Origin of the sequence: Mastigocoleus sp. MO_188.B34, assembly GCF_030065675.1 — a bacterium.
Taxonomy (GTDB): domain Bacteria; phylum Cyanobacteriota; class Cyanobacteriia; order Cyanobacteriales; family Nostocaceae; genus Mastigocoleus.
Window position 1 is genome coordinate 1 of sequence record NZ_JASJDK010000128.1, and the last position, 22,915, is coordinate 22,915.

At 36.4% G+C, this 22,915-nt stretch carries 16 protein-coding genes and 2 pseudogenes; 9 read left to right on the forward strand and 9 right to left on the reverse strand.

The window, feature by feature from the left end; genetic code table 11:
• Positions 1–135: 135 nt before the first annotated feature.
• A pseudogene (locus QNJ50_RS23365) lies at positions 136–419 on the reverse strand (IS1 family transposase); the annotation flags it as partial.
• A gap of 457 nt (positions 420–876) precedes the next feature.
• Here QNJ50_RS23365 and QNJ50_RS23370 point away from each other — a divergent pair.
• Positions 877–1,107 (forward strand): hypothetical protein, encoded by a 231-nt coding sequence (locus QNJ50_RS23370; RefSeq protein ID WP_300640275.1) that lies wholly within the window; start codon positions 877–879, stop codon positions 1,105–1,107.
• 486 nt (positions 1,108–1,593) lie between these two features.
• On the opposite strand, the gene QNJ50_RS23375 is transcribed toward QNJ50_RS23370, so the two are convergent.
• The 3 genes from QNJ50_RS23375 to QNJ50_RS23385 all read right to left on the reverse strand — a co-directional run bounded on the left by QNJ50_RS23375 (position 1,594) and on the right by QNJ50_RS23385 (position 3,858).
• Positions 1,594–2,022, reverse strand: a complete 429-nt coding sequence (locus QNJ50_RS23375) for a transposase (RefSeq protein WP_300640320.1) — start codon at positions 2,020–2,022, stop codon at positions 1,594–1,596.
• 143 nt (positions 2,023–2,165) lie between these two features.
• Positions 2,166–3,215: a tripartite tricarboxylate transporter substrate-binding protein gene (locus QNJ50_RS23380; RefSeq protein WP_300640278.1), complete on the reverse strand. Its 1,050-nt coding sequence runs from the start codon at positions 3,213–3,215 to the stop codon at positions 2,166–2,168.
• A gap of 145 nt (positions 3,216–3,360) precedes the next feature.
• On the reverse strand, positions 3,361–3,858 hold the full coding sequence (locus QNJ50_RS23385) for a GNAT family N-acetyltransferase (protein WP_300640281.1): 498 nt from the start codon (positions 3,856–3,858) through the stop codon (positions 3,361–3,363).
• 886 nt (positions 3,859–4,744) lie between these two features.
• On the opposite strand from QNJ50_RS23385, the gene QNJ50_RS23390 reads away from it, so the two are divergent.
• The 5 genes from QNJ50_RS23390 to QNJ50_RS23410 all read left to right on the forward strand — a co-directional run bounded on the left by QNJ50_RS23390 (position 4,745) and on the right by QNJ50_RS23410 (position 9,533).
• Entirely contained in the window at positions 4,745–5,350 is a 606-nt protein-coding gene (locus QNJ50_RS23390) for a hypothetical protein (RefSeq protein ID WP_300640284.1), read from the forward strand.
• Between the two features lie 192 nt (positions 5,351–5,542).
• Entirely contained in the window at positions 5,543–7,327 is a 1,785-nt protein-coding gene (locus QNJ50_RS23395) for an OmpA family protein (protein WP_300640287.1), read from the forward strand.
• Between the two features lie 14 nt (positions 7,328–7,341).
• Positions 7,342–7,839 carry a Rab family GTPase gene (locus QNJ50_RS23400; RefSeq protein WP_300640290.1) on the forward strand — a complete coding sequence of 166 codons (498 nt, stop codon included), beginning with the start codon at positions 7,342–7,344 and terminating at the stop codon, positions 7,837–7,839.
• Positions 7,840–8,244: a hypothetical protein gene (locus tag QNJ50_RS23405; RefSeq protein WP_300640293.1), complete on the forward strand. Its 405-nt coding sequence runs from the start codon at positions 7,840–7,842 to the stop codon at positions 8,242–8,244. It abuts the gene before it with no gap.
• A gap of 149 nt (positions 8,245–8,393) precedes the next feature.
• The gene (locus tag QNJ50_RS23410; protein ID WP_300640296.1) at positions 8,394–9,533 is read left to right on the forward strand and encodes a HAMP domain-containing sensor histidine kinase; all 1,140 of its coding nucleotides are present in this window, start codon (positions 8,394–8,396) and stop codon (positions 9,531–9,533) included.
• A 357-nt stretch (positions 9,534–9,890) separates the two neighbouring features.
• Here QNJ50_RS23410 and QNJ50_RS23415 read toward each other — a convergent pair.
• Positions 9,891–10,453 (reverse strand): annotated as a pseudogene (locus QNJ50_RS23415) (transposase); the annotation flags it as partial.
• A gap of 555 nt (positions 10,454–11,008) precedes the next feature.
• Between QNJ50_RS23415 and QNJ50_RS23420 the strand changes: the two are divergent.
• Both QNJ50_RS23420 and QNJ50_RS23425 read left to right on the forward strand, forming a co-directional pair.
• The gene (locus QNJ50_RS23420) at positions 11,009–11,539 is read left to right on the forward strand and encodes a tetratricopeptide repeat protein (RefSeq protein WP_300640299.1); all 531 of its coding nucleotides are present in this window, start codon (positions 11,009–11,011) and stop codon (positions 11,537–11,539) included.
• Between the two features lie 200 nt (positions 11,540–11,739).
• Positions 11,740–14,022, forward strand: coding sequence for a S8 family serine peptidase (locus QNJ50_RS23425; RefSeq protein ID WP_300640303.1), 2,283 nt, complete (start codon positions 11,740–11,742; stop codon positions 14,020–14,022).
• Positions 14,023–14,127: 105 nt separating this feature from the next.
• Here the strand turns inward: QNJ50_RS23425 and QNJ50_RS23430 are convergent, their stop codons facing one another.
• A complete protein-coding gene (locus tag QNJ50_RS23430; RefSeq protein ID WP_300640306.1) occupies positions 14,128–15,009 on the reverse strand; it encodes a hypothetical protein in 882 nt (293 codons plus the stop codon).
• Positions 15,010–15,150: 141 nt separating this feature from the next.
• A complete protein-coding gene (locus QNJ50_RS23435; protein WP_300640309.1) occupies positions 15,151–18,681 on the reverse strand; it encodes a CHAT domain-containing tetratricopeptide repeat protein in 3,531 nt (1,176 codons plus the stop codon).
• 320 nt (positions 18,682–19,001) lie between these two features.
• On the opposite strand from QNJ50_RS23435, the gene QNJ50_RS23440 reads away from it, so the two are divergent.
• Complete coding sequence (locus QNJ50_RS23440; RefSeq protein WP_300640311.1) at positions 19,002–21,245, forward strand: caspase family protein; 2,244 nt, start codon at positions 19,002–19,004, stop codon at positions 21,243–21,245.
• 132 nt (positions 21,246–21,377) lie between these two features.
• On the opposite strand, the gene QNJ50_RS23445 is transcribed toward QNJ50_RS23440, so the two are convergent.
• Both QNJ50_RS23445 and QNJ50_RS23450 read right to left on the reverse strand, forming a co-directional pair.
• Complete coding sequence (locus QNJ50_RS23445; RefSeq protein ID WP_300640314.1) at positions 21,378–22,097, reverse strand: hypothetical protein; 720 nt, start codon at positions 22,095–22,097, stop codon at positions 21,378–21,380.
• A gap of 281 nt (positions 22,098–22,378) precedes the next feature.
• Complete coding sequence (locus tag QNJ50_RS23450; protein ID WP_300640317.1) at positions 22,379–22,654, reverse strand: hypothetical protein; 276 nt, start codon at positions 22,652–22,654, stop codon at positions 22,379–22,381.
• Positions 22,655–22,915: the final 261 nt, after the last annotated feature.

Genomic DNA, 22,915 nt, shown 5'->3' on the forward strand with positions numbered 1-22,915 from the left:
AAGCAACACGTTAAAAATAGCTTTGCGTAAAACTGTGAAGGAATTTTTAGGACTTATTGTTTTTGCCAAGCATCGGAGAAATGGGAGTTTACACATCAACTCACCCTCGTAAATTGGCGAAGGTATTGCCTTAACAGAAGCTTTTCTAATGATATCAACTACTGTGTTATGAGCCAGACTTGTTGTTCGGCTTACTCCTCTCAAACTACTCCCTTCTGTTCGTGGCGCTAGCCGCGCGTCTTCCAATGAGCCTGTAACACCATTTGAATTTTTTCTGGTTCCACTTGTCGGCGGTAATAAAGAGTATCAAAAGTATCTGTAAAACTTTGTTTGCAGACTGGGCAATAATACCGTTGACTTCCCTTACTAGTTTTTCCATGCTTATGTGTCTTTTGATGACCACACAGAGGGCATTCCATAGATAATAATAGTTATTTTCTGTACACTATTATATCACTTCCACACTTGTTTGATGCACAACCAAAAACATTATATTACTCCAAATTCGTGGATATACTTAAATATTTTATTCGATTATCACTTTGTTGTTTAAGGTATATAAAAACACCTATTTTTGGATGATTTTTCCGCATTTATGCAACGCTATTTTTAGATAAAATCTCTTTAATGCTTCGCTTTACAAGCTTTTATCTGTACTGATGTGTTACACAGAAAAATTCAGTATAATACCCAAAAATAGGGTAAAAAAGAAGTTTTTCGTATACTCAAACAGGAGTTTGTTGTAATGCATGATATATTAGAGTCCAGAAAAATATTATACGTAAAATTTGCGTATAATAAATAGTTGGGCAAAAAATTTTTGGTCACGAGACCGAGAGAAACAAAAAGAACAAAAAACAAATAGAAAGGAAAACCATGTCAGTAAGAATTAAAGAACTGATCATCAAATATGAAGATGACGGTGCTGAGTCACCTCTCACCGCAGAGGAGCACAAACAGAAGTATCGTCCCTTAAATCTGGTGGTGCACCACCATTGCTCACCACCTCCACCAGAGGGATATGTAAGCCCAGATGACAAAGTCGCTGGTGACGAGCCGAAAACAATTAGCATCGACCTAAACGAGCTTAACAAAGAGCAAGGCTAACCAATTTGGGTTCTGCTCCCCCAAAGGAGCAGGACCCACTTTATGAAACAAAACATGAGCACTACACCACTTGAACGCCTCCACACTCATCCTAGATTTGGAAGTGCAGCGAACATATTGAAGGAGGCTACTTTATACTATCGACACAGTTTCAATTGGATTCGCGAGAATCTCAAGGATGCTACTGATGCAGACAGAATCATTGACCTCGTTCGTAGGCTTTCCGACTTAGATGCGACTTTTTTGTTCCGCTCTAGTCCTATTCGCTACTACATTGACAAGGTCATCAATGGCATCTTCGAAGTTGATACAGATTATCCAGTTTCACAGCGGCGTGACAATTGGAAGAATTTAGACGACGCAATTCGTTTTGTGTTGAACGAGGACGGCACGCTAAATCGACAAGGCTTCAGTAATCATAGCCTCATGAATCAGGTTAATCTACTACGAAACAAATTGCGACCCCACTTACAGCGTATTGCAGATTTATGAGGTACAGTAACAACAGTTGGTAAACCAGTTTTTTAAATGCTTGGGATTGACTAAATCGAGGGCAGTTCTAATCAGAACATCAACCATCCTCGAATTGGTTGGAGAGAATTGACGCAAAAAAGCTTTGAGTTGTGACCACCAATGTTCTATTGGATTAAAGTCAGGAGAATAAGGGGACTGATAAAAAACACTTGCACCAACAGATTGAATCAAGGGTTCGATTTCTACAACTTTATGGGCTGGAAGATTATCCATTACAACAACAGCACCTTTCCATAGTTGGGGAAGTAGACACTTTTCTACAAAAACTTTAAATGCATTTCCGTTCATCGAACCGTTTAAAGTCATAACAGCCAAAACTTGTTTTATGCTTATTGCCCCAATTACTGTAACCTTGGAAGACGCGCGGCTAGCGCCACGAATGAACCTCTATAAAATGGTTTAAAATCGTACACTCTTGTACCAGTGGGGCTTCTGGCATTGGTTCGTGTTGAGTTGGAAATAAAGTTTCAATTGTTTCGAGTGCTAGATAAGGGCGCAACTATGCAACCAGTACATTTTATTCTCTATTTAATTTCCCCTGCTTTCTTCAGTAGCTGTTTGTGCTTCTCTTCTTGAAACTTCCAGTAGCTCTTCAGGTAATCACCAAAAATAATATTACCTTTGAGACTTTTATCATTCATATACTTTTGCCATTCTGAAGATTCATATACTTTCTTGAACAAGTTTCGGTAATAAATTTCAGCTTCTTTACTCATCCCCGGAGGACCAACTATACTCCGCTGCATGTCATAATCAAAATCTTGACCCTTTTCCTGAAAATTTGGCGTATCAGGAAATCTAGCTAAGCGCTCTGCAGTAAAAACAGCAAGTGGGGTGAAAATACCTTTTTCGTAAAAACTCAAAGCTTCAGAGGGGTTATTCACCGTCGAGTTCACTTGTTTGTTCGCTAACTGCTTTGCAACAGCACCACCACCTTTAAAAGGTAAATAGCTAATATTCAAATCATAACTACTGTTTAAAAAATTAGTAATGATTTGATCCTCTTGTCCTTTACCAGTACCAGCCATTTGCCATTTTTCACCAGTGGTTTTTGCTGCTTTTACAAACTCTTCTAAATTATTGATTCCACTATCTTTATGAACCCACAAAACAAAAGAATCTTCCGCCATGCGAGCAATAGGAGTAAAACTATAAATATCAATACCTAGTTCTGGTTTACGTAGAGGAGTAGTATAAAAGCTGTTCAAGGTTACTAAGACCGTATGGTTCTTATCTTCTAAATTTTGCAAATATTGTAAAGCTTCAGCACCGGAATTATTGGGTTTATTAATGGGGACAAACTGTTGAGATGATAATTTATTGTCCTCAATAATTTTTTGTATGAACCGAGCCATTTTATCCGCTCCACCACCCTTACCAGCCATGATTATAAATTCGATTTTCTTTTCTGGTTCCCAATTTGAAACCGAGGCTTCATTATCAGTTTGAGTAATTTCTTGAGTTGTAGTGTCACTCTTTACAACACTTTTACGAACATCATTAGTAGATCTACATGCTATGGTAAAAGTCCCTATACCCAACAGTAAAAGCATGAATATTGTCTTGATGTTCATCTAGCAACCTCCCGAGTGCTGTCAAGTGCGTACTTCAGAGTAATAAAGTAAACAACACATTTTATACGCTAATTGTTATTTTCACAACTTATAGCGAGCAAACAGGAGGACAGACAAATTTCCCCAATCACCTCAAGCTTAAAGATTAGGAGTCAACTCGCAAACCCATAATTACTAGGTCATATTCAATACCGTCCATCAATGCAACCCGTGGTAATCTTCCCCAAGTTTGAAAACCAAATTGTGTGAATAAGTTCAAACTCGGGTGGTTATGACCGAAAATAAAGGCAAGGAGACTTTGTAAACCCAAGTTGGGAGCATATTTAACAGCTTTCCCTAATAGTTGCTTTGCTAAACCCTGACGATGATGTTCTGAGGCGATATAAATACTAAGTTCTGCAGTACCATCATAGGCAGAACGCCCATAAAATGACTGAAAGCTTAACCACCCAGCAACTATATCATTAACTTCTATAACCCAAATGGGATGTTTGGTTGGGGAATGTAACTCAAACCAACCACGACGACTGTTGACAGAAACTGGCTTTAAATCAGCTGTAGCCATACGACTCGGGATAGAAGCATTGTAAATTTTCACAATAGCAGCGAGGTCGTTAATTGTGGCATAACGGATATTTGCCATTAGCACTCTTATAGGTTTTAAGTTATTTTACTGGACTTTAGACTAGTTCCTACACTGATACAGCTAGCACTATGACAAACAATTTATGATTTTTCTTACTAGGGCATGAGAATTTAATAACCTACAATTCTGAAATTTGGAATGGTGCGTTATGCGATGCTAACAGCACCCTACTTTTGTACCTTATTTAATCCACATTCCTAACCTACTTACATTTTTTAAACTCAAATAATTTTATTCCCTGTTCTTCGTTTTCCTAGGTTTTGAACACTGCTAATTATTCTCTTGTGAAAAATTAGAATCGCTATTTCTATATAATTTTCAAAAAATACTGCTAAATATAAACTCTCTGAATCTTTCCATGTTCACTCTTATCAAGGAAGTGTAAAAATCTTCAAGGTAATTAATATTATTTAGTCGGTAGTATACAAAGAGTCAATACTGTGGTATAGGACTTAATAGGATTTTACGGTAATATCAAGGTGTAATGCAATCGTATCGAAATTTATTGGGATGCATTGGTACCACTACTTCCTTTATTTGTCATCACGAATAATATAGTCATAAATTCTACTCTTGTCTTTGGTAGGTGTTTTACTGCCTTAATTAAAATTTATTGTTGAATAAATTCAATAAACTTAAAGCATCTATTTCTACCAATCACCTTTCACTAGGATAAATATTCTCAGGTAATTTTTTACTTTAGAATTTCTTATTTAAATCTTTTAATTTTATTCTTGGGGAAAATGATATCTATTGTAATTAGTTAAGTTTATACCTTATGAAGTGATATTTAAGTGTTCTTTTACTCTTAGATTAAGACCTTGCTAAGATATTTAATGGAAGCACTTTACAATCTATTTAAATTATAAAGGAATACATAATTATGAATCCTCCAGAAATTCAACTAAGTACTACCAACAACCTCACTCCACAATTAGCAGAATTAATTTCGGATAATCAAAAGTCTGAATTGAAAGATTCAACTATTAGCGATAACAATAATTTAGCTAGAGTTAGAGATATTTTATTTGGTAAACAATTACAGGATGTGGAGCAAAGATTTGCTCGCATGGAAGAAAAAATAGAACGAGAATGTCTGAGATTGCGTTCGGAATCCCATAAACGTCTCGACGCCCTAGAAGCATATATAAAACAAGAAATTGACTCGATCGCCCAAAGATTAAAAACAGAACAAAGTGAACGAGAAACAGCAGTAAATGGATTAAACGAAGAATATAAAAATATTACTAATTCTTTAGAAAATAAACTGACACAATTTGATGAAGAGACCGCCAGTAATCAGAGAGAATTGCGCGAACAAATTCTTCAACAATCTAAGACTCTCCAAGATGATATTCGGGAAAAATATGAAGAAATTTTAAATTTGTTACAAAGAGAAAACCAGGAATTGCGCAATCAAAAAACTGACCGCAATACTTTAGCAGCTTTATTTGCAGAACTTGCGATTCAATTAAATTCACAAAAATAAGTATTTAAGTTAAATAATGCTTGTTTCTTAAATTTTGTTTCTTAAATGCTTATCCTCTTTATATGCTTGCGCTGTTTGCATGCATAATTACTATTGCATAAATATTTCAACGCTGCAATATTATCGTAATATTTTTGAGACACACAGTATACAAGGTGATTAGAAAAGCTTGGCAAATCGGGGGGTTAAGTAGTGAGTGACTATTCGATGAATGAGTTGGGGAAAAAATCTCCAAATAATCATCACGATTTAGATAGTAACGAACTTAACGAACTTCGGCTTTTGCTTTTGGGGATCGAACAATCCAAACTGAATAATTTGTACAAAAGACTCGAAAACCCCGAAATTCAACCAGAAGATGTGAGCAAGTTGCTTCCGGAAGCAGTAGTATTGCGATCTAAGCAGGATCGACAACTGGGAGAAGCAATGATACGCACGGTTGAAGATGCGATCCAAGGTTCGGTAAAGCAAGATATTAACACCCTTTCCGAAGTTATTTTCCCAATTGTTGCTCCAGCTACCCGCAAGGCGATTGCAACTGCTTTAGATGAGATGATTCAATCTTTAAATCAAACCTTGGAGCATAGTTTATCGCCGGAAAGTTTCAAGTGGAGATGGGAAGCAAAACGTACTGGTAAGTCATTTGCAGAAATTGTTTTGCTGCGGACTTTAATTTTTCGGGTAGAACAAGTATTCTTAATCCATAAAAAAACGGGTTTACTATTGCAACATGTAGTAGCTCCACAGGTAGCAACCCAGGACCCAGAACTTGTTTCGGCGATGCTAACAGCAATAGAAGACTTTGTTGAGGATTCCTTTAATGTTGCTCGGGGAAATGGTTTACAATCCCTAAAATTAGGAGAACTCAATATCTGGATTGAAGAAGGTCCATTGGGTTTAGTTGCAGGAGTAATGCGGGGGAACGCACCACAGGAATTGCGTTCAGTATTTCAGGAAGCTTTAGAAAAAGTCCATCTCAAGTTCACAGATGAGTTAAATGATTTTGATGGTGAAACCGATACTTTTATTACAAGTAAACCTTATTTAGAAGCTTGTCTGAGGTCTCACTACAAATCTGAAAGCAAAAAAAAATATACTTATGCTTGGATATTTTTAGGGATAATAGCAGCAATCTTGGGAACTTTCAGCTTTTTTGCAATTAGAGATCTAGTTCGTCGAAACTCTTTAATTACAGAACTAAATGAGCAACCAGGTATTGTAGTTATCAAAAGTGAACAGCAAGGTGGTAAATTTATAGTTTCAGGAATGCGCGATCCATTAGCAGTTGAACCTAAAACTTTACTCCAAAAAGTAAATTTTGCTCCCAAGGAAGTTGTTTTCCAATTGAAAGCTTACCAATCTCTTGAAGCTGAATTAATGACCCGAAGAGCAAAAAAAATACTCGAACCACCAGACACAACATCTTTACAAGTCAATGAAAATGGCTTGCTTCAAGCGAAGGGTTCAGCATCACATGAATGGATTTTAAAGTTGAGACAACTATGGAGTTTTATTCCTGGAATAAATAAACTTGACGATGTAAATCTTATTTCTAGCGAACTCAATCAATTAAATTCATCCAAACTAGATATCGAACAAACGAAGATTTTATTTGAAGAAGGAACGACCAATTTATTACCAAATCAGGGTAAGAAACTAGAAAAGCTCAAACTTAATTTCCAAAAACTATTCACTACCGCCCAAAGCTTAAATCGTACAGCACGCGTTCGAATAATTGGACATGCGAATACAAAAGGAGATGAAAAAACAAATATTATTCTTAGTGAAAATAGAGCTAAAAAAATTCTGAGATATCTTGATGATAAAGAAATTCAAATTCGTCAGATTCGCACAATTGGTGTTGGTTCAGCCCGACCTCTAAAAAATCAATCTATAAAAATAAATACACAAGAAGATATGGCAAAAGCAAATATAAGGGTATCCTTTAAAGTTTCGATTACGGATACCAAAGAATAGAGGAGTATGTCAATATGCTCCAGAAAAAAATTTGTATGGTTGGTGCATTTGCAACGGGTAAAACTAGTTTAGTTTCGCGGTTTGTTTATAGTATTTTTTCAGAAAAATATCTCACAACTGTAGGTGTAAAAATAGATAAAAAATTATTGAACATTCAAGGTCGGGATCTTAATTTGATTATCTGGGACCTTTATGGAGAAGATGATTTTCAAAAACTCAGACTTTCTTACCTGCGAGGTTCATCTGGATATCTTGTTGTTGTTGATGGTACCCGCAATCAGACTTTAGAAAAAGCTTTAGATTTGCAGCAAAGAGTAGAAGCAACAATTGGGAAAAAACCATTTATTCTCGTACTCAATAAATCTGACTTGCAAGATGAGTGGGAAATAGATCGAGACGAAGTAACTAGTCTAACTCAAAGGGGATGGACTACGATCGAGACCAGTGCTAAAAATGGTCTGGGAGTTGAAGATATTTTTCAAACATTGGTACAGAAAATGTTGGAGGAATAAATGATAGAAATCCCCACAGATGTTACAGACTACATCATTAATTTTACGGTCGTAAATCGTTCGCTTGCTTACCTTTTAACTAATAAACAAGCTTGCTTATCTGATTGGGGAGGACAATTATCAGTTTATGGAATAACAGATTTACAACGAGGTAAAGATATCGGTCAACAAGTATTTTTTTTGGAAGGATTATTACCTTTGGATGATTTCCCCTTATTCTTACCCTGTGTGAAGACTGAAAAAGGAATTTGTGCAGACGTACATCTTTTCCCTTCCAAACAAGGTGATTGGGTGATATTTTTAGATGCGATGTGGGATGAGACCCATATTAGAAGGATTCAACAGCAGATCAATAGTTCCAAATTGATCGAAGAAAATTTTCGTAGAATATTAAAACATACCTAGAATACAAAGAAAAGAAATTATAAAAAATATGAACCAAATAAAGATGAACTATAAAAACATAAATTATAGTTATCAATTAACTTCTCTATGATTAACATCTGTACAAATATCAGAATGCTCTGATTCTGCAATTGCGGCATAAAAGAACTATGACAAATTCGATTACAGCTGATATCTTCGCCGCCTTAGATATCCTAGTATTAGAGAGACTAGATATCGGCTTATTTAGAGTTACTGGAACTGTACCAAATTGGTTGACCCGCTTCTGCGAACGCAATATAAATACTGGTAAAAAAATATTTATTCCTCAAGAAGAATTTCCCTTTTTAGAAAATTTTTTAATTGATGCTGAAGAGTTTTGGTTAGCTCCTCGCAATCGACCGCTTAAATCTGGCTTTTGGATTCAGCAAGATTTACTGGGAACGGAATGTTATTTAGAAGCATCTGCAATTGCGATATCCCCACAGGGGATGCACGAAGCGATAATCGAGCAGCACAAAATATTATTAGTTGAATTACTTGAAGATACTTACCAAGAGAAACAATCATTCATTCAGAAAGCTAGGGAAAATCAACTTAACTATCAACAGTTTATTAAAGAAAACCAAAAAAAAGAAATACTAATTCATTGCTTAATTCACGATATAGCTGGTCAATTAAGTGGAATTAATTGTTGTTTAGCACTTTTAGAATTAGAAAACTTAACGCCAAAAGGTAGAAAGCGCCTAGAAGCTGGGAGAAAACAATCAATTAAACAGGAAATGCTCCTGAGGGAAATACTTAGTGCTTTTTCTTCAGAAGTTAACTCTCAAGAACAATTCTACACCGATCCGATTAATTCACCTGATGTACTGACAACTACTCGGGAAGTAATTGAACTACTAGCTCCAACTTTTGCACTCAATAAAATCAACATTCAGCTTGCAGCTAATATTGACTTAAATATTAACTGGAAAGTGGTTGGCGATCGCTCTCGTTTAGAAAGAGTTATTTCAAACTTGCTAGAGAACGCTTTCCGCTACAGTTCTCCAGATTCTAATGTAACTGTGAATTTACAAGCAGATGAGCAATATATTGTTGTCACTGTGGAAGATGAAGGATCTGGTGTTCCCTCAGAACTGACTCAAAGTTTATTTAAAAAGTTTTATCAAGGAAAAGATAAATCGGGTAAATCTGGTTTAGGACTGTATTTTTGTCGAATTACAATTGAGCGTTGGGGAGGTAAAATTGGTTATTCTCCCCGCCCACAGGGTGGTTCTTGTTTTTGGTTTCGTTTACCAAAAATATAACGCCACATGTGAGTCGAAAATTTACTATTCATAGCTTTTAGCGCGTCTGCAAAGTTAGCGAAACCTAAAGTAGCGGCTCCGATCCATAGCTAGCGGCTCCAGATCCGTAGCTAGCGCAGCTATAGCTAGCGTGTCTGTGGGGCAAACAGGATTCACTAATGTCCTAATCTTGTTACTAGTGGTCGAGCACTAGTTAAAAATCGGGCGCGTATCGCGTAACAAACGCACCACACCAACAAACACAGTAAAAAATTCTAATCTACCCAAAAACATTCCCAAAATTTGAGTCCAAAGCAATGTCGGTGCAGCATCTGCAGAGGTTACCCCAACGGAAATTCCTACAGTATTAAATTCTAATTCAATTAATTCTGTAATAATTTCTGATGCTAAATCTATCTTAGTTTTATATTTATCTTCTGGTTTTAGAGTTCCTTTGGGCTTGAATACTTTTACAATCAATGGAAAAGTTATATTACAATAAACTCCATAAGCATTCTTCTGAAACTATTTCGTTATCTACTTTCCCTACGCTTCCGGGCATATTGTCTAGCTACATAGTCAGTCTTCTTACCTTTCTTTCTATCTCCTGTTTCATCAATTACCACAGTTATTGCATTTCTGTTTAATACCTTGAGCACTTGAGATAATCTTCTATCTTTTATATCATTTACTGACCAAGGAGATTTTGCTATAAAATGATGCAATGACTGTGCTGAATTTATGCCAACAACTCTAGCTATTTCTGGTAATGATTTTCTCTTTACAGGTGAAATTATTCCCAAATGCAAATATTTGAAGCACTCATAGTTTCTTACTTCTTTAAACAAGTCTCTATATCCAGCACAATATTCATCTATAACTGAGATTGTTGGGTGTGCATCTCTTGGTAAATGTTTTAGGATTTGTAATTCTACATCCATTGCTCTACCTGCCTTGTAGAGTTTTATTTTTTAATTGACTTATTAATAATACCCGGAAAGTGACAGAAGAGGGTTAATAGGGGAAGCAAAGTAAATTCAAGTATACAGTAAGTAGGCATAAAAATGCTTGTATTATGGGATGTTTTTTCGCAATAATTCTCATTGATTTGAAAAACACATCCCTAACCACAATCTTTATAGAGGTATTGCAATAGACCTACATTTATATGATATCTAGTACGCTTAATTATTTACGATATAGTAATTTATGCAAAAAATAACTGAGACCCCTCTCCTCTGCACCTCTGCTCTCTTACAGTCTAAATAATAAGTATTTAATCGGACATGATATGACACCATTTTTGCATACCCCCCAAAATACCCAGAGATATAAAAAGTTGGGGAAGTGAGAAGGATTAAAAATTTTCTCAAACCAAAATTGCATACCCCCTTAAACCCAGAGATATACGAATATTTGAACGTATATTAAGCCATATCTACCATAGATTTCCATTACTTATTAACTGTACTAACAATTTATTTGGAGAAATACAAATGAAATTTTTAAAAGTAACATCCGCAATCGTTTTATTAAGCTGTATTGTATTTAGTCAAAAAGTAAGTGCTCAGACTTTACCCAAGTTAGAATTGGAACCACAAATTGAAAAATTACAACTTAATTCAATACAAAGTCTGGATTCACAAGAGAATAACCAGAAGGTAAAAGCCTATTTGAATAAAGGAATTGAGTATCTTCAAGCAAAAAAATATTCTGAAGCAATTCAGGCTTTCAGCGAAGTAATCAAAATTCAACCAAACAACCAGTATGCTTATCTTGGTAGAGGAATTTCTTACCTTGCTTTAGGAAAATATCAGCAAGCAAAAACAGACTTCGATCAATGTATTGAATTTGATTATTCATTATCTTATGCCTATTTTTTCCGGGGGATTACTAACAGTGCATTGGGTAATAAGGAAAATGCTATTGAGGATCTGAAAACTGCAACTAATCTTTTTGAGCGAGATGGTCAAACACAATGGGCTCAAAAATCGCGTAATTTAATCAATCAGATACGTAATGCTTAACTATAATTTTTAATTTCCGATCCTGAATGTTGTTGTGTCAATTTTACTTGTAACTATCTTGGTAAATTACGTAGCTTATTCTTTTTCAAAATGTCCGGGAAGAACAAAATTATAAACAAATTACAAACCTTTTGTTCTCCCATTCAATAAAGTGTAAATCAATCTTCCATAATTTCTTATTCAACAGAAACTGATCACTTATGAATTTTAAAAGTACTGTATCTAGAATTTTTTTTGCCGTTAGTATTTTGGCTTCAACAAATATATTTCCATTTGCAGTTAATTATTATATATCTTCTAATAAACCTGCCTCTGCTCAAACTGTAGAATCAGACAATGAGAAATTATTTTACATTTATAAAGGACAGCGCATTCCTTTAACTCAACAAAAAGACGCGATTGCTGTTGAATTTAAACCTTTACCGAAAACTCGTACTCGCGGTAGCAGTCCCGATCCTCTTTACCTCCAATTGGAAAAAGATTTACAAACAGGTACTCGTACTCGTGGTGGAGGTAATCCCCAGATACAAGTTAAACCTTTAGGTAAAAATTACGCCCTTGTTACTTTAACTAGTAATCAAAATTTTGATATTAAGAAGAAAATCCAAAATCAAAGTTACGTCAAGACTTCTTTACCAATATTAAGTCGTGCTGACAGTCAAGATACTATTGTTTTACCTAACGAAATCATCGTTAAATTTGAAGCAAACATTTCCGATCGCAATAAAGAATCCATTCTCAAACAAAAAAACTTAGAAGTTATTCGTCCCCTACGTTTTTTCCCTAATATTTATATTGTTAAATCAACAGTTGCTTCCGGTACAGATATATTAAATGTTTCTAGTAAACTTGATGGAGTAAAAGGTATTACTTCTGCTGTACCTAATTTTCTCCAGTCTGTTTCTAGCTTCATTAATATCGAAGAACAAAACTCCGAGGGTTCCAATGATGATTTGAGTACCCAGTCAATTACCAAAACAACTACTAACGTTACAGATTCTGGGAAGACTGAAACAGATTATTTAGGCTTACAGTGGCATTTAAATAGTACTCCCCTCAAAGAATGTTTACCGCAAAAAATTAATGGCTTTAATGCTCTGCAAAACTGTCTGAAACAACAAACTACAGAAAATTCAAGTTCAAGTTCAAGCTCAAAATCAAGTTCAAAATCAAATTTGAAATCAAAATCAAGCTCAAAATCAAATTCATCTCGTACTGACTTGCATGTCACAGAAGCTTGGAAAAATAGTAATGGTGGAAAAGGTGTAGTTGTTGCAGTAATTGATAGTCTGATCCAATGGAATCATCCCGACTTACGAAATAGTTTATATAAAGTAGAGGCTACAGATAAATGTCCTGGAGAAATTTATGGATGGGATTTTTCCCAACCAAGCACCAGTAAGAAGCCTTGTGAAGTTGGTGATTCTGATACCAGTATCAGTCCTTTAGAACTTAATGCTTTAAAAAGGAAATTACATGATACTTTCAAGTTATCTGACCGTGAATTAATTAGACGATATTTAACACCAAAAATACGACAGCAAATAAGATTTCGACCCTCTGAGCAAAAATTAGCACAGTATTTGCGTCGGAAAATTCGTTCTGAAGTCGGTGGTGAATTTCACGGTACTTTGGTTAGTGGAGTTATTGCTGCAAAACCTGAAAGTTCCCAAAACCAAAACTCTCAAGGTCAAGATTCCCAAGGTATATGGGGAGTAGCACCCAACGCCAAAATTTTACCCGTGCGAGTATTTGGATTAAATGGAAGTATTTCTCCATCTTCATATATTGAAGCTGTGGGTTATGCAGCGAATCGTGGTGCTGATGTAATTAATTTGAGTTTAGGTAAAACCCTACCAACAGATGTGGAAGAATTTGCATTATCACAAGTACTACAGCAAAATCCCAAATTAGTCATAGTTGCATCATCCGGTAATTCAAACTATACCCAAGTTGCTTATCCTTCCGGATACAGTGGAATTTTATCAGTTGGTGCGAGTAATTTATTTGGCGATCGCGCCTATTACAGTAATCATGGTAAAGGATTAGATGTAGTTGCACCAGGTGGAGATTTGAGTACATCAGCTGGATGGTTGGGGGGAATACCCACCACTGGAGGAACTTGGATGGATAAATTCTGGAAGGGTTTAGCTTTTCCTAACTCCCGTTGGTCTCCTACAATTGATTTCAAAGGGAAATATTGGTGGATGCAAGGTACTTCTTTCTCTTCTCCAGCAGTTGCGGGGGTTGTAGCTTTAATGAAGGGTGAAGACACCGATGGAAAATTGAACCGCGAGCAATTAGTTAATATCCTTAAATCTACTGCAAGTTACGATAATTTGAAGATTTCCGAACCAGACAAGAAATCATATCGTAATGTGGTTAACAAAGGTTTGATACCTTCTTCGGTCACAGAGAAACAATTTTTCTTTGGTAGTGGACTTGTTAACGCTGATGCAGCAGTTAGGGCTGTGAAGAAATAATTAAGGTTATTAAGAGAAGGGGGTAACAATCACAGTTGGAGACGTTGCATGGAGACGTTGCAATGCAACGTCTCTACAATAATTATGAATTATGAGTTATGACGATTATTGCTTACCAAAACGTTCTAATAACTCTTCACGAGATAATTTTAGCAGCAAAGGGGTAAATTCTTCGGTTGGTAGAGATAGTAATGGTTCTATTACTGTTGATAACTGGTTATCTAAGGAGCCAAAACGACTTTTAAGCAAAGTTTCTACTACTTTTCTTTCTCCACGTCGCTCAGCTTCTTCTAACTTTTGGGTGTAAAGTGGTGATAAGCGCATAATTAATTCCCTATCCTCCTTATCTATATTTTGACTTACTTCTAAAGTTGTTTTTAAGCTGAATAATAACTCTAGCGCTCTGGAACGTAATGGTTCATCAGTAGGAAGTGCTTCCAATTCGTCAATTGCTGTATTTTGAACTCTACCTTTACCTAAAATTCTTAACCAAAGGGTTTCTCTTGTTTTCGGTAATTGATGAATTGCTACTATTGCTGTCCGTAAATATTTGGGTAAAAAATAAATTCCAGTTCCCCATTTACCATTATCGCTGACGGCTGTAAATCCTTCCAATACGGATTGGGAAGCAGTGGGAGACAAAATCCACAACATCGGTAAGCTAATTTCTGTTAATTGTTGCTTGTTCCTTTTTGCATCGCGCTCATATTCACCACGAACCTCTAATAATTTTAGCAAGCAACTACATATTTCCGTTGGTGTTGCAGCATTGCGAAAAGGTTCTAAAATTGCAGGTGTTGCAGTAAATCGTCCTAATAAACCCAATCGGGAAACTTCTGTCGGATTCACAGATTGATTGGGTGAAAACCAAACATCAATTTCTCGAACTTCTCCTGCAACTTCACGAGCTACCTGCACTGTTCCTAATGGTTGTAATAATTCTTCTAGATAATTTTTGGAAAATTGGTCGTAAGGGAATCGCGTCATTTGCTATATCGAAACTTAAATCAATGCAAGCCTGAGAAGAAAATCCTATCATCAAAGAGATGTTGCATTTGAAATAGACGTTGCAATGCAACGTCTCTACATAGAATATATTTTTGTATTTATTTAGAGATAAAGTTATGATTAACGCCACTCACCCAAAAACGCAAAAGCCGCCCAATAATTAGGATTGCGCCATTTTTCCTGTTTCCACATCTTTAACTGTGTTACTCTTAGCGCCTCATTTGCTGATTTACCATTTTGCAACATTTCCTTGTAAAATTCCTGCATAAATACTGCTGTACCCTCATCGCTAACTTTCCACAGCGACACCATTAATCTTTCTGCACCTGCATACATTAATCCTCTTGTCAGACCAACTAAACCCTCACCTCGGATTTCTTTACCTAAGCCGGTTTCGCAAGCACTCAAAACAATTAAATCTGCAGGATAATCGAGGTTAAATAAATCTCCTAACCGCAAATATCCCCGAATATCTTTACCTTGTTGATTTACCAAAGAGAGAACAATACCTGATAACTCTGGGTTTGCATCGTTAACAAAGCCGTGGGTTGCAAAGTGTAAAATACGAAATTGATTGAGTTTGCTGCTAGTAGCCCAGGTATAGTTAGCGTCAAAGTCAAACACTTGTAAGCGATTTGTTTCTGGAACGAGTCCTAAAAGTGTTTCACTCTCCTTACGCGTACCGGGAAGTCGTCCCCAACCTTGGCGATTAAGGGTATCAGCAGAACGTTTGAGGGCTGAGCGTTCTAGTTCTAAGGTTAGAGAATTTTGTTGGTTTAATTGCTTATTTTGGAACTGTTTATTTTGAAGGTGCTTATTTTGGGCTTGATTTGTCACTCTCTTGTCAGTAGCGCTGAATACTGGATCGGCGAGGATCGCTAAAGCTTTAGGTGCTTGCTTCCGGTTTGCGATTTCCTGACGTTGAATTGCGATCGCAGATGCTGAAGGTAAGTTAATAATTTCGTGGTTGACTAACAGTGGTGGGTAATTAGAATATTTCTCTGATATTGGATTAACTGGAGTAACAATAATACTTCTATTCTCACCCGGAGTGTTTTCTTCTTCGTAAGTTTCTTCTTTAACAGAAGAATTCGGATCCGCTAAAGCTGCAAAGGGAATGTATTGCAATGCACCATCAGCGACAACAACTAAGCGTTTTTTCCCTAATCTATCTTTAACCGGTGCAATTACAAGTTTACTTAATTCTTCTGCGGCTAAATCAATCCGTCGAGTTTTGAGGTTTGCACAAGAATTTTCTTTACCAGTCGCAGAAGGTGGTTTAGAACTGTTTTGGCTAATTAAACAAAATAAATTGATGACGCTTTTATCTATCTCTGACTTTTTGGGAAGTTCGTAGCTTTTCAGAGAGTTGGGAGAAACCACCCATAAATAACTCCGTTCTTTACCCAAGGAATACTGTAACAGTAGGGTATCTTTATCGAGTTGTTGTTGAATTTGCGGTAAATTTAGGGATTTGGGATATTTAAGCGCTGCGTATTTGGGATTGCTTTTTTTTATCTTGATTTGCAGCTGCTTGTATTCGTTGAGGTGATTGGTGATTTCTTTTTCTAATCTCTTAGCAGCAGCTTTGGAAATTGGGTCATTACTTTTATTGCGATCGTTAACTATCCCGGAGCGTAATTTATCTTTAGCACTGATTAATTGTTGTAAGCGGTTTTCTTCTGCTAAAAGTTGGGGGTTTGCACCTTTGCGGATATCAGTTCGTGCTTCGGTTAATAGTTCTAGAAGTCCCCTAGCACGAGATTTTTCACTGGCGTTGAGTGCTTGAGCATCGTATCCTTGTGATGGATTTTGCTTGTGCAATTGCATCAATATATCGACGTGGAGTTTATAAATATCCTGCACTGTTGCAAAGTAGGATGTACGCAAATCTTCGCGATCGACTTTAGTACGTAAATCTTCAATAATATCGACTGCGGCTTTACTATTATTGAGTGCACTTTGGAGATTACCTTGCTTGAGTTCTAAGTCAGCAAGATTACGAAGCGTTGTTGCTTCTTGACCTTTATTCTCAACTTCCCTGCTTAGAGATAATGATTGATTATAAAATTTAAGGGCTTGATGCTTGTCTCCTAAATCATAGTGGGCTTTACCAATATTATTGAGGGTTGTTGCTTCTTGACTTTTATCCTCAACTTCACGGCTTAGAAGTAATGCTTGATTGGAAAATTTGAGTGCTTTTTGCTTATCTCCTAAAAGGAAGTGAGCTATACCAATATTATTAAGGGTTGTTGCTTGTCCACTTTTATTCTCAACTTCTCGGTGTAGAGGTAATGCTCGATCGTAAAATTTGAGTGCTTTTTGCTTGTCTCCTAAATCTGAGTAGACAAGACCAATATTGTTAAGTATTATGGCTTCACCACTTTTATTCTGGACTTCTTTCAATAAAGGTAATGCTTGGTTATAAAAATTGAGTGCTTGTTCCTTATCTCCTAAAGAGGAATAGACAGTACCAACATTAATCAGAGTTTCTGCTTCCCCGCTTTTATCTTCAATTTCTCGTCTTATAAGTAATGCTTGGTTATAAAAGTTGAGCGCTTGCTGCATTTTTCCTGATGAGTAGTAGATACTAGCAATATCATTGAGAGTTGCTGCTTCTCCACTTTTATCCTTAATTTCTCGCACTATCGATAAGCCTTGGTTATGTAAATCGAGTGCTTTTTGGTTATTTCCGAAAGAGAAATAGACCGCACCAATATTACTGAGAGTTGCTGCTTCCCCTTCTTTATCATCAACTTCACGTCTTAGAGGTAATGCTTGGTTGTAAAATTTAAGGGCTTTTTGCTTGTCTCCTAAAGAGAAATAGACCGCACCAATATTGTTGAGGGTTATTGCTTCCCCTTCTTTATCCTTTATTTCCTGATTAATAGTTAATGCTCGGTTGTAGTAATCGAGTGCTTGCTGCTTGTCTCCTAAATCATCATAGACACTACCAATCCTATTGAGGGTAAGCGCTTCTCCATTTTTATCCTTAACTTCCCGTCTTAGAGGTAGTGCTTGATTGAAAAATTTTAGTGCTTGCTGCTTATCTCCTAAATCATCATAGACTGCACCAATGGAATTGAGGGTTGTTGCTTGAGCACTCTTATCATTAACCTTCTGCATTATAAGTAATGCTTGGTTATAAAAGTTGAGTGCTTGCTGCATTTTTCCTGATGAGTAGTAAATACTAGCAATGCTGTAGAGAGTTAATGCTTCACCAGGTTCATCTGCAATTTCTCGCTGCAGGAGTAATACTTGGTTGTAATATTTAAGTGCCTGCTGTTTATCTCCTAATGAGCGGTAAGCATGACCAATACTCCCCGTAATAATAATTAGCGTTTTTTTATCTTCACCCAATTTTTGCCACAATTCCAGCGCTCTTTCCCATTTATTAATAGCCTGTTTTAATGATTCAGGGGTTCCCTGCTCAAATAATTTCAATCCTTCAACAGTCAACCTTTGCGCCTTTGCACGGGTTGCATCTTGGTTATTTGTCACCGATTGCTGAGCAATTTCCAACTCATAATTCCCCGCACTAGCAATATTTGATTGTGATAACAAGAACAAGGAAATAAATAAAACAAAGGTACTATTAGTTACTATTCGACTATGCAGGAGCTTATTTTGATATTTTTTATTCGCTTTCATCCGTGTTTATAATGATTAATTAGTTACAAATTAATATATATCTCCTAGTATTTGGGGGTATGCATTTTTAGTCAAAGTTTAATTTGTAACAATAAACTTTTAAGAATAAACCTTACGGCTAAGGGATTTTCAGAAATAATTTGTACCATTATTTATGACGTGTAGGGGCACACCGCCGTGCATCCTTATAAGTGGTATATTTTTTATTTGAAAGTCCCTAAAATTATGAAGCTTACATCTACCTTTACAAAACTGCATATCCCCCACAATACCCAGAAATATAAATAATCAAATAATCGAAAATCTATAATCTAAATCCTATGAAACGCCGTAATTTTATCCAATTTGCTAGTTCTGCATTAGCCACAGTTGGTATCAGTCAGTTGGATATTATGCAACAGGGGGATAAATACGCAAAAACCCTAGCACAAAATACCGGACGCAAATTAGCCCTACTCGTAGGAATTAATCAATACAACAATGGATTAAGTCCACTTGAGGGTTGTGTCAATGATGTAAGATTACAAAAACAATTATTAACTTACCGCTTCGGTTTTAACCCCAAAGATATACTTACCCTCACTGACACACAAGCTACACGTCAAGGTATACTGACTGCATTTGAAGAACATCTAATTAAACAAGCGAAACCTGGAGATGTAGTAGTATTTCACTTTTCCGGACATGGTTCGCAAGTTGCAGATCCAGATAAAGATACTCCCGATGGACTTAACGGTACTTTAGTTCCTATTGATGCTGGATTCCCTGCAGGATATCCTTCTCAAGGTGGTAAGGTGCAAGACATAATGGGACATACGCTGTTTTTACTCATGTATGCATTGAAAACAGATAATGTCACTGTTGTACTAGATAGTTGTCATTCTGGTGGTGCAAAACGCGGTAACTTTGCAGTCCGTTCCCGTAGTGGTGGGAAACAATTACAAGTTAGTCCCAATGAATTGGAATATCAGCGTCAATGGTTAAAACGCTTGAATCTTTCTCATGAAGATTTTATTAGATTACGTCGCAAAGGTGTGGCAAAAGGAGTTGTTATAGCTTCTGCAAAACGGGAACAATTGGCGCTTGATGCTTCCTTCGATGATTTTTCCGCAGGTGCATTTACTTATTTGTTTACTCAGTATCTGTGGCAACAACCAAAAAATCAATCCGTTAAAAGAATATTGGTTGATGTTAGTCGTAGTACTAATATATATTCTGATCGCAAAGGTTATAGTCAAATCCCAGAATTGGAATTAAATGTAAAACAGCCTAACCCGTCACTTTACTTTACCCCTTTTAAAACTAACTATGCCGAAGCCGTAATTACTGAAGTTAATGGCAACAAAGTAGAATTATGGCTGGGTGGAGTAGATTCCCAATCTCTCGGAGCGTTTGAGAAAGATGCAATTTTTACGGTTGCTGACGGTAAAGGAAAAGGACTAGTAAAATTAGAATCCCGCCAGGGTTTGGTTGGGAAAGGTACCTTAATTGACACCCCACAATTACAAACAGGAACCTTGTTGCAGGAAAAAATACGGGGTATTCCTGCCAATATCAAGTTAAATATCGGACTTGATGATACTTTTGACAGTAATACCTTTGCTCAAGCAAAACAAGCCTTTCAAAAAGTTAACCGCGTACTAGCTTTACCCCTGCGACAACAAGAAGTGCAATATATCTTTGGTGTGATGACTCAAGCTAGATATCGGGAATTACAAAAACGTTCCATACCAAATCTTCCATCGGTAGGTAGTTTTGGATTATTTTTAGCAACATTAGATGAAATTGTCCCCAAATCTTTCGGAAATACAGGAGAAACAGTTACACAAGCAATAAAACGCCTAACACCTAAATTTAAATCGCTTTTAGCAGCACGAATTGTTAAACAAATGTTGGGTAATACCAATACCTCAAAAATAAAAGTTACCGCTTCAATGAACATTGCAGATACCCAAAAAGTAATCAGTGAAACTTTTCCAGTCAGGGGTGTAAGCAAAGATAAGAATCAAAGCACACCTGTAAAATTATCAGTAACTACAGAGAACGGTATTCCTAAACTACCTATTGGTACGCAAGTAGCATTTGAATTAAAAAATCAAGAATCTACGCCCCTTTACATTAGTATTTTGGTTATTGATGCAGCAGGTGAAATGGCGGTAATATTTCCTAATGATTGGAGTGTTTCCGAAGGTGCAGCGTTATTAGCAGCAGGTGAAAAGCGGATAATCCCGACTCAAAATGATGGCTTTAAGTTAAGTGTTGGGGAACCATTTGGGATGACAGAAGCATTAATCATTGCTAGTACTGACCCACTGCGAAACTCCCTCAAAGTGCTTAAGGGTATTGCTAAAAGGGGAGGTACAACACGTGGACCAGTTGCTCCAGATGAAGATGAAGTTTTAGATGTAACAGATAAATTACTTACAGATCTAGATACTGCTACCCGTGGTGGGTTAAATGTGGAAGGAGTTAACTTACCAGCAGGGGTGCGCGGTGTCGATACAAATAAACTTGCAGCAATGGCGATTACATTTGATGTGGTTAGACCAATTTCATTTAGTTAGGTTACACAACAGCAACATCACTCAAACAATTTGATTTTTCTGAATACCCTACCATAATCGAAGATATTTCCCGTTTATTAAAGAAATCCTCTTTACCAAAATCGTCTACACTCAATTCCAATCCTATGTTCCCTAAGGTATAAACTCCAAACTTACACCAATTCGACTATCTTTATCTGACGGGGAATTTTGTTGCTGTAAATCAGTAGATAGACGAATTTTGCGTGTAAGAGCATAAGCAAATGAAATACTAGTTAAACCTACTTCCTCACTACTACCGGGAGCTACCCAACTTTGGGAGAAAGAAATATCCGCTGCACCACTACGGGATAAAACCAACAATAACTTTACTCCTATATTTACTCCTGAAGTGCGATCGCTATTTATTTCCACATTGCGATAACCCAGTATAGGAGCAATATTTACATAATTTCCTAAAGGACGAAGATAATATCTTAAATCTGCACCATATGCTTGTCGCTTACCGTTAAAAGTTCTTTGATATTCACCACTGAAAGTTAAACCGGTAGAGTCAAGAAATATATCCTCAACTCCCAAATTGATTCCTCCAAACTGTTCTCCAGGATAAAGTGAATAACCTGCTCGAAATCTAGTCACAAAACTGGGATCGTTTCTAATATCTTCGAGTACGTTTGGTATTTTTTTTCGCCAACGTTGTAAAACAGGACTGTTTTTTATAACTTCTGGACTTAAATCTAATTCTTGATTTGGAGGTATTTCACCTAAAGCGGGAATTGCTCTCGAAATAAAACTAATAGTCAAAAAACTAATGGTCAACCCCAAGCCGAAAACTGAATTTATAAGAGCATTTTTTGGAGGTTGTTGGATCATGTAATGTTTATTTAAATAATTATCATATTTATGGGGTTTGGTAATTGGTAATTGGTAATTGGTGTGAGCTTTTCTTAGCTAAGTAGTTAATAACAGATAGAAATTAAGATGTAGAGACGCGTTAGCGCAGCGTAACCGCTAGGTTAACATGTCGCGTCTCTACGGGAGAATCTGTTGCAATGACTGATTGAATTGGTATTACTGTTCTATTTGGCAAACTCAATGCAGTTAATAGAGTGCTTTTTAATGTGGCGCACTTATTCTATAACATTTGCCAGGTTTTATCTTACTTTTCTTACTCGTCCGTTTTCACATCTGTATTCTTGACCGTTAACAGTGGTAGTTGATGTTGTACCTTCCGAAGAACCGGAACAATCAATGTTAACTTTACCGTTCCTTACACTCACGGATTGTCTGTTTACTTGTCTGTTACTGTCTCTGTTACTGTCTGTTTGGTCGTAACTGTCACCTCCTCCACAGGCTGCAGCTACCACCATTAAAGATAAAATTAAACTAAATTGGGCAAATTTCTTCACCAAGTTCTTAGTAGGTTTCATTGTAGATTTCATTTCTATCCGTAAATTTAGTAATTTGACTTTTAATTTTGATTGGTGAGCTTTAATTGGTTACTTTTATCCGCAGCAAATCATTAACAGTTAGTCCTCAACTGTTAACTACAAGGGATAAAGGTATTTTTCCAAACTCAATTTGGTAGATGGGATTATAATTTTTCAGTTTACAGATTCTAAGGGATGTGGATTAAATAAAGTACAAAAGTAGGGTGCTGTTAGCATCGCGTAACGCACCATTCCAAATTT